The sequence below is a fragment of the Demequina activiva genome, from assembly GCF_016862815.1.
Taxonomy (GTDB): Bacteria; Actinomycetota; Actinomycetes; order Actinomycetales; family Demequinaceae; genus Demequina; species Demequina activiva.
Map to the genome: position 1 here is coordinate 851,649 of NZ_BONR01000001.1, position 10,906 is coordinate 862,554.

The following is a 10,906-nucleotide window of genomic DNA, read 5'->3' on the forward strand; positions in this document are numbered from 1 at the left end:
GGGACCGCACAGGTCCCGGCCTTCTTGTTTCCACCCCCCTCGCACATGGGAGACTTGCCCACATGACCAGCCCTGACAGCCCCGGAACTCGACTCGACCCCTGGTTCGACTCGTACGCCGCACGCGCGCATGCGATGCGCGCCTCGGAGATCCGCGCGCTGTTCTCGGTCGCCAACCGTCCCGAGGTGGTGTCGCTGGCCGGTGGCATGCCGTACATCGGCGGCCTCCCGCTCGAGGAGCTCGCAGAGATGCAGCGGCGCCTCGTCATGGAGCAGGGCGAGGTCGCGCTGCAGTACGGCTCCGGGCAGGGCGACGAGGGCCTGCGGGAGCACATCACCCAGGTGATGGCGCTCGAGGGCATCAGCGCGCATCCGGACGATGTCGTGGTCACCACCGGGTCGCAGCAGGCGCTGGACCTGGTCACCAAGATCTTCATCGACCCCGGCGACGTGATCGTCGCCGAGGCGCCCTCGTACGTGGGAGCCCTGGGCGTGTTCCGGGCACATGAGGCCGACGTGGTGCACGTGGCCATGGACGAGAACGGGCTCGTGCCCGCTGCGCTGGAGACGACCCTCGCGAGGCTCGCGTCCGAGGGCCGCCGGGTCAAGTTCCTCTACACCGTGCCGAACTTCCACAACCCCGGGGGAGTGACGCTCGCGCTCGAGCGACGCCCGCAGGTGCTCGAGATCTGCCGGCGCTACGGAGTGCTGGTGCTCGAGGACAACCCGTACGGGCTGCTCGGATTCGACAGCGAGCCCCTGCCCGCGTTGCGGTCGATGAGCGAGGAGGGCGTCATCTACCTGGGGTCATTCTCCAAGACATTCGCTCCCGGCTATCGCGTGGGCTGGGCAGTCGCTCCCCACGCCGTGCGCGAGAAGCTCGTGCTCGCATCCGAGTCCGCGATCCTGTGCCCGTCGAACGCCTCGCAGCTGGCGATCCGCACGTATCTGGAGCACGCCGACTGGCAGGGTCAGATCAAGAAGTTCCGCGAGCAGTACCGGGAGCGTCGCGACGCGATGATCTCCGCGCTCGAGGAGCACATCCCCGAGGCGTCGTGGAACGTCCCCGAAGGGGGGTTCTACGTGTGGCTCACGCTGCCGGAGGGCCTGGACGCGAAGTCCATGCTTCCGCGTGCCGTCACCGCCCGCGTCGCCTATGTGCCCGGCACGGCGTTCTACTACGACGGCTCCGGCGCGGGCCACATGCGGCTCTCGTACTGCTACCCCACGCCCGAGCGCATCCGCGAGGGCGTGCGTCGACTCGCCGGTGTGATCGAGGCGGAGCTCGAGACGGTGCGGATCTTCGGCTCCGGCGCCCAGGGCCCGGGCGACAGCGTGGACTTCCCCTCGCCAGACTTGGCATGACCTTGGCTCAACTGTGACCGACACTGTATCTGGAGGATACCCATGGATGTGCTGATCCTCGCTGGAGGGCTCTCTCACGAGCGCGACGTGTCCGTGCGATCCGGGCGGCGGGTGGCCGAGGAGCTGCGCGACCGCGGCCTGAAGGTCGAGGTCCGGGACGTCGACACGGGGCTCCTGCCGGCGTTGCGCGAGCATGCGGACGCAGTGGTATGGCCGCTCCTCCACGGCGCCTCAGGCGAGGACGGCTCGCTGCAGGCGCTGCTCGAGCTCACCGGCGCACGCTACGTGGGCACGCGCTCCAAGGAGGCCCGCGTCGCCTGGGTGAAGCCGGTCGCGAAGGCCGTCTATGGTGGCGAGGACGCAGCCACCCCCGACTTCGTCACGCTGCCTCAGTCCCTGTTCCGCGAGGTGGGAGCGGACCAGGTCCTCGACGCGATCGTCCAACGGTTCGGGCTGCCGCTGGTGGTGAAGCCTGCGCGCGGCGGATCAGCCCTGGGCGTCTCCTTGGTCCGCGAGCGGGACCAGCTCGCGCGGGCGATGGTGCACTGCTTCGCCTACGGCGACAACGCGATGATCGAGACCGCCGTGGATGGCACGGAGATCGCCGTGTCCGTGATCGGCACCGGGGATGGCGCCCGCGCCCTCGCACCGGTGGAGATCGTCTGCGACGGTCCGTACGACTACGACGCCCGCTACAACCCCGGCCGGGTCGAGTACTTCACCCCTGCGCGTCTCGACGAGTCAGCGACGGCCACCGTGACGGATGCGGCACTCGCCGTCCACCGGAGGCTGGGTCTGCGTGACCTGTCCAGGGTCGACATGATCCTCGACGGTCAGGGCCGCGCTCAGGTGCTCGACATCAACATCGCTCCTGGCCTCACGGAGACGTCCCTGCTGCCCCAGGCGGCGGCGGGATCCGGTGAGGACCTGGGTGCGCTGTACGAGAGCATCGTGCGCGGGGTCACCGCGCACTGATCAGCGTCGTTCCTGCTAGATGGGCACCTTGCCGGGCCAGGCGACGGTGGCGCTCGGGCTCAGGCCTGCAGGATCCCCGGGTCCTCGGGGTCGATCACCGCGACGATGCGATTGAGGTCCTCCACGGACGCGAAGTCGATGGTGATCTTGCCCCGCGCACGGCCCAGCTGGACCTTCACCCTGGTGTCGAAGCGATCGCCGAGCCGTGATCCCAGCTCGTCGAGTGCGGCCGTTCGGGCGCCGGCACGCACCTGCCCTCGCTTGGGCTTGGGACCCTCGACGCCCAACGTGACGGCCTCCTCGGTGGCGCGCACGGACAGGCCCTCGGCGACGATGCGCTGGGCGAGGATCTCCATGTCCGCGGCATCCTCGAGGCCCAGCAGCGCGCGGGCATGGCCTGCGCTGAGCACACCTGCCGCGACGCGCTTCTGCACAGGGGCCGGCAGGCGCAGGAGCCGCAGGGTGTTCGAGATCTGCGGGCGTGAGCGGCTGATGCGCTCGGCGAGCTGCTCGTGGGTGATCCCGAAGTCGTCGAGCAGCTGCTGATAGGCAGCCGCCTCCTCGAGCGGGTTGAGCTGACTGCGATGCAGGTTCTCCACCAGGGCGTCGCGCAGCAGGTCCGTGTCGTCCGTGTCGCGCACGATCGCGGGGATGACCTCGAGGCCAGCCTCCTTGGAGGCACGCAGGCGACGCTCGCCCATGATGAGCTCGTAGCCGTCGCCGGAGGGGTGCGGGCGCACCACGATGGGCTGGAGGACGCCGATCTCCTTGATGGATCCCACCAGCTCGGCGAGCGCCTCGGGATCGAACACGTCGCGCGGCTGACGCGGGTTGGGCGTCACGCTGTGGGGGTCGATGCTGGCGAACCGCGCGCCGGGCACGGGAACGAGCTCCGGCCCGTCCTCGCGCCCGTTCGACGTGGAGCCGGAGAAGAACATGTCGTGCGGACGCTCCCGCGTGGCGGTGCCCGTCGCGCGACCGCCCGAGTCCTGCTGTGCACCGGCGTCGCCCGCCTGCTCTTCTGGCTCGCTGGGGATCAGGGCTCCGAGGCCCCTTCCTAGTCCACGCTTGGGCTTGCTCACTGGTGCTCTCCTTGGGCCGGCGCTCCGGCCATGGCAATCTCGCGGGCGACGGCGGTGTACGCGACCGCACCGCTCGAGTGGGGGTCATGGGTGATCACGGTCTGGCCGTGGGATGGCGCCTCGGAGACGCGCACGCTGCGCGGAATGGTCTGCTCGAGCGTCTGCGTGGGGAAGTGGGCACGGACCTCGTCAGCGACCTCGCGTGCCAGGTTGGTGCGGGCGTCGAACATCGTGAGCACGATGGTCGAGACCTCGAGCTCCCGATTGAGGTGCTTGCGCACCATCTCGACGGTCTTGATGAGCTGCGTGAGGCCCTCGAGCGCGTAGTACTCGCACTGGATGGGGATGAGCACCTCCTGAGCGACGACCATGGCGTTGAGGGTCAGCAGGCCCAGGCTGGGGGGACAGTCGATGAAGACGTAGTCCAGGTCCTTGCCGGGACCCTCGAGCAGATCGCGCAGCGCATCGTGGAGCCGGAACTCGCGGCGCACCACGGACACCAGCTCGATGTCGGCACCCGCAAGGTCGATGGTCGCGGGGATGCACCACAGGGAGGAGATCTCCGGGCATCGCTGGGCGACCTTGGCCATCGGGACGTCGTCCAGCAGCACGTCATAGATGGAAGGCGTCCCCGAATGGTGGTCGACCCCAAGCGCCGTGGAGGCGTTGCCCTGCGGGTCCGCGTCGATCACCAGCACGTTGGCGCCGCGTTGCGCCAATGCGGCGGCGACGTTGACCGTGGTCGTGGTCTTGCCCACGCCGCCCTTCTGGTTCGAGACCGCGAACACCCGAGTCTCGCGAGGCCGCGGGAAGTCCGAGCTGTCGAGCTCGCGGCGCAGCCGTTCCGTGGCGATGAGTTCGTTGGCCAAGGGGCTACCTTCGTCCTCGCCAAGCGCGTCGTAGGCGTCCTGTGTTTCACGTGAAACAGGAGCGCTGAGAGCGTCCATAGACGGGACGCCGGCGCGTGGGGAGACCCGTGGCGAGGTTGACGTCGAGGACACTTGTCCGTCCTGACCCGTCGTCTCGGTCACACGGACTCCTTCCTTGTTTCACGTGAAACAGCCCCCGTCGGGGACTGCGCTCCGCACGACTCTACCGTCTCGAGTCGCGCGGCTCCTCCTGTGGACAACTTCGGGGGAGAACCGCCATTCCCCGTATGAACTGCCTGTGGACAACGCTGTTGATGAACCGGCTGCCTCGTGCTGGCCTCCATGTCTCGGGTGCAGCCGTGACACAAGGTCCGAGCGATGAGGGCCTAGGACGGACGCTGCAGACGGACCACCGTCGTGGGCTCGAGTCCAGCCAGGGTCGGGGCCGCGTGGACGCTTCCCATCAAGTTGAACTTGCGCAGCACGTACTTCGCTCGCTCCAGCTCGTCCGGTGCCGAGCGGCCCTTGAGCAACGCCATCTCTCCCTTGTCGCTCAGCAGGGGCGCGCTCCACTTCACGAGCTTGTCGATGGACGCCACGGCGCGCGCGGTGATGACGTCGGCTTCGACCACGTCGCGCACCTCCTCGGCACGGCCTCGCACCACGGTGACGTTGTCGATGCCGCACGCCTCTGCCGCCTCGAAGAGCCACGCCGTGCGACGCTCCATGGGTTCGACCAGCACTACCTGCCGCCCAGGAACCATTGCCGCGACCACGAGTCCCGGAAGTCCCGCTCCGGAGCCCACATCCACGATGGTCCCGGTGCCCAGGAAAGGAGCCACTGCGGCAGAGTTGAGGATGTGGCGCTCCCACAGGCGTCCCACCTCACGCGGACCGATGAGCCCGCGAAGAACGCCTTGGTCGGCGAGCAGCGACGCGAACGCCTCGACCCGTGGGTAGACGTCGCCAAAGAACTCACGGACCTCGGCGGCGCCGTGCAGCGGGTCGTCGGCGAGGGTGGCCACGACCGCCTCCGCCTCCGGCTCTGTCTGCTCGTCGCTCACGGGATGCTCCGTTGTTTCACGTGAAACAGGGATCAGGACGCGGGTCGCACCACGACGTGGCGGTTCGGGTCCTCGCCCTCCGACTCGGAGACCAGACCGGCCTCCAGGACCACGTCGTGAACCACCTTGCGCTCGAAGGCGTTCATGGGGGACAGGGACACGGCAGCGCCGGTCTCCTGAACGGTGGCGATCGCCTCCCGGGCCTGCTCGGCCAGGCGCTCGCGCCGGCCCGCGCGGAACTCCGCGATGTCCAGCATCAGGCGGCTCATCTCGCCCGTCTCCGCCTGCACCGCGAGCCGAGCGAGGTCCTGCAGTGCATCGAGCACCTCGCCGTCGGGGCCCACGAGCCGCTTGAGGTCCTGGCTCGGTCCCTCGGCGAGCACCGCCACCTTCGCGCGTCCAGCCTCGACCGAGATGTCGATGTCGCCGTCCATGTCGAGGATGTCGAGAAGCTCCTCGAGGAAGTCCGCGGCGACGTCTCCCTCAGCCTCGAGCGCCTTGTTCTGCTCAGTCATGGTGGTCCTTACTTCTGGGGCTGGTCGTCGGTGGAACCGGCGTCGTCGGAGGGGGCGGCTTCATCGCCGCCCTCCGATGAACCCGCCCTGGGGGCCTGCCCCGGAGGGTTCTTGCGCTTCGAGCGCGGCTGGTTCTTCTTGGGCTGCTGGCGCTGACCGCCGGACTTGGGGGCCTCGAGCTCGGTGACGTCCGTCCCGGTGCCCTCGATGGTCAGTCCCTTGCGCTTGGCCTTCTCCGCCTGGCGCAGCTTCAGCTGCTTCTCCGCCTCGGAGCCGGGAGTGGGGTTGCGCCGGATCACGTAGAACTGCTGACCCATGGTCCACAGGTTCGTGGTGGTCCAGTAGATGAGCACACCCACCGGGAAGTTGGGGCCGGTGATGACGAAGATGAACGGCAGCGCGTACATGAGGATCTTCTGCTGCTGCGCCATGGGGCCCTCGAGCGCAGCCGCCGGCATGTTCTTCTGAGTGAGCTGGCGCTGCGTCAGGAAGGTGGTGGCGACCATCGCGATGATGAGGACTGCAGACACGATCTTGGCGGAGGCGCCCTCGGAGCGCAGGAAGGTCTCCGACAGCTGGGCACCGAAGATGGTCGCGTCGTAGGCCTCACCGGCGAGCTCAGCGGTCAGAAGGCCGATGGGGTTGGCCTCGTCGGCCGGCCGGATGCGGTAGTTGAGCACCCTGAACAGCGCGAAGAAGATGGGGGCCTGCACGAGGATGGGGAGGCACGAGGCGAAGGGGTTCGTCTTGTGCTTGGAGTACAGCTCCATGGTCTCGCGGCTCATCGCCTCGCGGGAAGCCTGGTCCTTCTTGCCCTTGTACTTGGCCTGGACGGCCTTCAGCTCGGGGGCGATCACCTGCATCGCTCGGGACGCCTTGATCTGCTTGACGAAGAGCGGGATCAGGATGATGCGGATCGTGACCACGAGACCCACGATCGACAGGGACCATGCCCAGCCCGAGTCGGACTCCATGCCCAGCGCAGTGAACAGCCAATGCCAGCCAACCATGATGTTGGCGACCACCCATTCGAGGGGGAAGAGGATCGTGTCGAGAAAGCCCACGTCGGTCCTTACGTAGAGAGGGCGGAGGCGGGCGCCTCCGTGGAGATTCGGGAGGAGCGGAACAGCGGCGCACCGCGCTCGGGCACGTCATCGACGCCACCGTTGCTCCACGGATTGCAGCGCAGCACTCGCCAGCCGGCGAGAGCGAAGCCCTTGATGGCGCCGTGGCGGCGCACCGCCTCGAGCCCGTAGTGCGAGCACGACGGGTAGTACTTGCAGCGGGGCCCCAGCAAGGGGGAGACGAGCAGCTGGTACGCGCGAATCAGGCCGATGAGCAGCAGCCGCGGCGCAGAGGCGATCGCGTGCACTGCCCGGCGCGCGGCGCTCACGCGAGTGCCGCCTTGCGACGGGCGGTGTCGACGGCGTCGGTGACGTCCGCGCGCAGGCGTGCGAAGTCGACCTCGGCGGAGCGAGGAAGGGCGCGGATCACCACCGCGGTTCCGTGGGGGAGGGTCGGCAGGAGCGCAGCCATGATCGCGCGCAGACGGCGCTTCACACGGTTGCGCATCACCGCACCTCCCACTGCCTTGGAAACAGCGAAACCGGCCATGCTCTCAGCATCGCCGGTTTGCACCACGTAGACGACTACGGTGGCCCGCCCGCTCCGAGATCCCTGACGCATGGCGGACCTGAAGTCCGCCGCGTCCGTCATCCGGGAGCGAGCCGGCAGCACCTTACGCCGACAGCTTGCCGCGGCCCTTGCGGCGGCGCGACGCGAGGATCGAGCGGCCGGCGCGGGTGCGCATGCGCAGGCGGAAGCCGTGCGTCTTGGCACGCTTGCGGTTGTTCGGCTGGTAGGTCCGCTTGCTCACGGGTCACTCCACAGAAAGTCATTTTGGGTACGGTCAGAACAGCGCACTAACGTTACGCGCGTGGGACCTCGCGGTCAAATCGCACGTCTCGCATTGGATGGGCGCTCCGAACAGGATAGGCTCGCCCATCACCGATGCACCACCCGGGAGCGACACGCCGCTGCGGTGGTAACGAACTGATGACACTGTCTCAACCGGCTGTGTAGAACTATGTGGAGAACGCCGCAGAGGAGGGTCGATGGCTGCCGAGACAGGCACCGAGACGATGGACGACGTGTGGACCAGAACCCTCGCCGTCCTCCGCGCGGATGACGCCGTCACCGCACAGCACCGCAGCTTCATCCGTCTGATCAAGCCTCTCGCGATCGTCGAGGACAACGTGTTCCTCGCGGTGCGCGAGGACTTCACCAAGAACTACGTCGAGACCACGATCCGCACGCTCATCACGCGAGCGCTGTCCCAGGTGCTGGGGCGCGAGGTCCGCATCGCGGTCACCGTCGACTCGTCGGTGAACTCGCCCGAGCCCAGCGACTCACTCGACGATGACTTCGAGACCGCCCCGGTGCAGCGACGGCCTCAGGCCCCGCCGCCGGCGACCTACGAGGATCCGCACCTCAACCCGCGGTACACCTTCGACACCTTCGTCATCGGTGCATCGAACAGGTTCGCCCATGCGGCGGCGCTGGCCGTCGCCGAGTCGCCCGGCAAGACGTACAACCCGCTCTTCATCTACGGGGACTCGGGGCTCGGCAAGACGCACCTGCTGCACGCGATCGGTCACTACACGCGCCACCTGAAGCCGCAGACCCGCGTGCGCTACGTGAACTCGGAGGAGTTCACCAACGACTTCATCAACTCGATTCGTGACGATCAGTCGCTGAGCTTCAAGCGCCAGTACCGCGAGGTCGACGTGCTGCTCATCGACGACATCCAGTTCCTGCAGGGCAAGGAGCAGACGCTCGAGGAGTTCTTCCACACCTTCAACGCGCTGCACAACGCCGGCAAGCACGTGGTGATCACCTCGGATGTGAGCCCACGCAACCTCGACGGCATCGAGGAGCGCATGCGCACCCGCTTCGAGTGGGGCCTGATGACGGACGTGCAGCCGCCTGACCTCGAGACGCGCATCGCGATCCTGCGCAAGAAGGCGGCCGCGGATGACGTCCAGGCGCCGTCCGATGTGCTGGAGTACATCGCCTCGAACATCACCAGCAACATCCGCGAGCTCGAGGGCGCGCTCATCCGCGTCACGGCGTTCGCCGCGCTCAACAAGCAGCCGGTCGACCTCAGCCTCGCCCAGGTGGTCCTCAAGGACCTCATCTCCGACGACGACTCGGAGATCACCGCATCGGCGATCATCGGCACCACCGCCGACTACTTCGGCATCTCGATGGAGGAGCTGACGGGCACCAGCCGCAGCCGGGTCTACGTCACCGCCCGCCAGATCGCGATGTACCTGTGCCGCCAGCTGACGGACCTCTCGCTGCCCAAGATCGGCGAGCACTTTGGCGGCAAGGACCACACCACGGTCATGTACGCGGTCAAGAAGGTCGAGGACCAGATCGCTCAGCGCCGCCAGATGTACAACCAGGTCAACGAGATCCACGCGCGCATCAAGCAGCAGTCGCGCGGCTGACCGCTCTGCCCCCTCCTCACGCACCACCACTGTGTCGCTCACAGCTGTGGATAAACCTGTGAATTGCCGTGGACAGAGGGCTCATCCACAGGGACGGAGCTGTGGGCAATCGTGGACGGGCTGTGCATGACACGGCCTCGTCCACGGGCACCCTGGTCGAATCACACGTTCCGTCCCGAGCTTTCTCACAGGCAAGAGTGGGGAAATAGCAGGAACTCTTGTGGTTCTCCCCAGTTTCCACGGTGCCTATGACGACTACCTACTCTTGTCATTCAGCATCAAGCCCGATGGACCTTCATGACGTTTCGACCTCGATCAGGCGCTGGCGCGCCAACGCCCTTCCGCTGCCGTGGCGTTGGCGTAGTCTGTGCGACAGAACCTGAGGAGCAGTTCCATGAAATTCACCGTCGATCGCGACGTGCTGGCTGACGCCGTCGCATGGACCTCGCGCGCCGTCCCGGCGCGCCCGCCCGTTCCCGTCCTCGCCGGAGTGCGCATCACGGCGCAGTCCTCGGGGGAGGTGGCGCTGGCCAGCTTCGACTACGAGGTCTCCGCTCGAGGCACCTTCTCCGCTGACGTGGACCAGGCCGGCGAGGTGCTCGTCTCGGGCCGTCTTCTCAAGGAGATCGCGAACGCCCTGCCGCACAAGCCCGTGGACTTCGCACTCGAGGGAACCAAGGTGTCCGTCACGTGCGGTGCGTCGCGCTTCACCCTGGCGACCATGCCCGTCGATCAGTACCCCGCGCTCCCGGAGCTGCCGGCCCAGTCCGGCACCATCGACGGGTCCGAGTTCCAGCGCGCCGTCGGTCAGGTGACGGTCGCGGCCTCGCGCGACGAGACCCTTCCCATCCTCACCGGCGTGAGGATGGAGATCGAGGGCTCGAGCATCTCGCTGCTCGCCACGGACCGCTACCGGCTCGCGCTGCGTGAGCTGTCCTGGAAGCCGTCATCCTCGGACGCATCGGCCGTCGCGCTGGTGCGAGCTCGTACGCTCAACGACACCGCGAAGGCGCTGGGCGCCGGTGATGTCACCGTCGCGCTCAGCTCGGGTCAAGGCGTGGACCTGGTGGGCTTCGAGGCGGGCGGTCTCACCACCACGTCGCTGCTCATGGACGGCGACTATCCGCAGGTGCGTCGGCTGTTCCCGGAGGAGAGCCCCGTCACGGCCGTGGTGAAGACAACGGAGCTCATCGAGGCCACGCGCCGCGTGTCCCTGGTCGCGGAGCGCAACTCGTCGGTGCGACTGGCGTTCTCCGAGGGTGAGCTCACGCTCGACGCCGGCCAGAGCGACGATGCCCAGGCGTCCGAGGCCATCGAGTGCGTGCTGAACGGTGACGCGATCACCGTCGCCTTCAACCCGCAGTACCTGCTCGACGGCCTCGGCGCGTTGTCGAGCGAGTACGTGCAGCTGGGCTTCACGCAGGAGACCAAGCCGGTCGAGTTCGTGGGGATCGACAAGCCCGGCGGCGATGTGGTGGCCGACTTCCGCTACCTGCTGGTGCCCATCCGCATCCAGTCCTAGTCC

General features: G+C 67.7%; 12 protein-coding genes. 4 read left to right on the forward strand and 8 right to left on the reverse strand.

Translation table 11 applies throughout. The features are described 5' to 3' along the window. Positions 1-62: 62 nt before the first annotated feature. Both Dac01nite_RS04140 and Dac01nite_RS04145 read left to right on the forward strand, forming a co-directional pair. Positions 63-1,364 (forward strand): aminotransferase-like domain-containing protein, encoded by a 1,302-nt coding sequence (locus Dac01nite_RS04140; RefSeq protein WP_203653565.1) that lies wholly within the window; start codon positions 63-65, stop codon positions 1,362-1,364. Positions 1,365-1,406: 42 nt separating this feature from the next. Beyond that, positions 1,407-2,339 carry a D-alanine--D-alanine ligase family protein gene (locus tag Dac01nite_RS04145; protein WP_203653566.1) on the forward strand — a complete coding sequence of 311 codons (933 nt, stop codon included), beginning with the start codon at positions 1,407-1,409 and terminating at the stop codon, positions 2,337-2,339. Between the two features lie 59 nt (positions 2,340-2,398). On the opposite strand, the gene Dac01nite_RS04150 is transcribed toward Dac01nite_RS04145, so the two are convergent. The 8 genes from Dac01nite_RS04150 to rpmH form a co-directional block, all read right to left on the reverse strand. Beyond that, entirely contained in the window at positions 2,399-3,421 is a 1,023-nt protein-coding gene (locus tag Dac01nite_RS04150) for a ParB/RepB/Spo0J family partition protein (RefSeq protein ID WP_203653567.1), read from the reverse strand. After that, on the reverse strand, positions 3,418-4,290 hold the full coding sequence (locus tag Dac01nite_RS04155) for a ParA family protein (RefSeq protein ID WP_373307226.1): 873 nt from the start codon (positions 4,288-4,290) through the stop codon (positions 3,418-3,420). Before Dac01nite_RS04155 ends, Dac01nite_RS04150 begins: the two co-directional genes overlap by 4 nt. 386 nt (positions 4,291-4,676) lie before the next feature. Then, positions 4,677-5,354, reverse strand: a complete 678-nt coding sequence (gene rsmG, locus Dac01nite_RS04160) for a 16S rRNA (guanine(527)-N(7))-methyltransferase RsmG (protein ID WP_203653568.1) — start codon at positions 5,352-5,354, stop codon at positions 4,677-4,679. A gap of 32 nt (positions 5,355-5,386) precedes the next feature. Then, a complete protein-coding gene (locus Dac01nite_RS04165) occupies positions 5,387-5,869 on the reverse strand; it encodes a Jag family protein (protein WP_203653569.1) in 483 nt (160 codons plus the stop codon). 8 nt (positions 5,870-5,877) lie between these two features. Beyond that, a complete protein-coding gene (yidC, locus tag Dac01nite_RS04170) occupies positions 5,878-6,933 on the reverse strand; it encodes a membrane protein insertase YidC (protein ID WP_203653570.1) in 1,056 nt (351 codons plus the stop codon). Between the two features lie 8 nt (positions 6,934-6,941). Continuing rightward, the gene (yidD, locus tag Dac01nite_RS04175) at positions 6,942-7,262 is read right to left on the reverse strand and encodes a membrane protein insertion efficiency factor YidD (RefSeq protein WP_239066493.1); all 321 of its coding nucleotides are present in this window, start codon (positions 7,260-7,262) and stop codon (positions 6,942-6,944) included. Further along, the gene (gene rnpA / locus Dac01nite_RS04180) at positions 7,259-7,606 is read right to left on the reverse strand and encodes a ribonuclease P protein component (RefSeq protein ID WP_203653572.1); all 348 of its coding nucleotides are present in this window, start codon (positions 7,604-7,606) and stop codon (positions 7,259-7,261) included. The genes yidD and rnpA overlap by 4 nt, the downstream gene beginning before the upstream one ends. Before the next feature lies 1 nt (position 7,607). After that, the gene (gene rpmH, locus Dac01nite_RS04185; RefSeq protein WP_084079500.1) at positions 7,608-7,745 is read right to left on the reverse strand and encodes a 50S ribosomal protein L34; all 138 of its coding nucleotides are present in this window, start codon (positions 7,743-7,745) and stop codon (positions 7,608-7,610) included. 238 nt (positions 7,746-7,983) lie between these two features. On the opposite strand from rpmH, the gene dnaA reads away from it, so the two are divergent. Continuing rightward, positions 7,984-9,381 carry a chromosomal replication initiator protein DnaA gene (gene dnaA / locus Dac01nite_RS04190; protein ID WP_239066495.1) on the forward strand — a complete coding sequence of 466 codons (1,398 nt, stop codon included), beginning with the start codon at positions 7,984-7,986 and terminating at the stop codon, positions 9,379-9,381. 394 nt (positions 9,382-9,775) lie between these two features. Beyond that, the gene (dnaN, locus tag Dac01nite_RS04195) at positions 9,776-10,903 is read left to right on the forward strand and encodes a DNA polymerase III subunit beta (protein ID WP_203653574.1); all 1,128 of its coding nucleotides are present in this window, start codon (positions 9,776-9,778) and stop codon (positions 10,901-10,903) included. Positions 10,904-10,906: the final 3 nt, after the last annotated feature.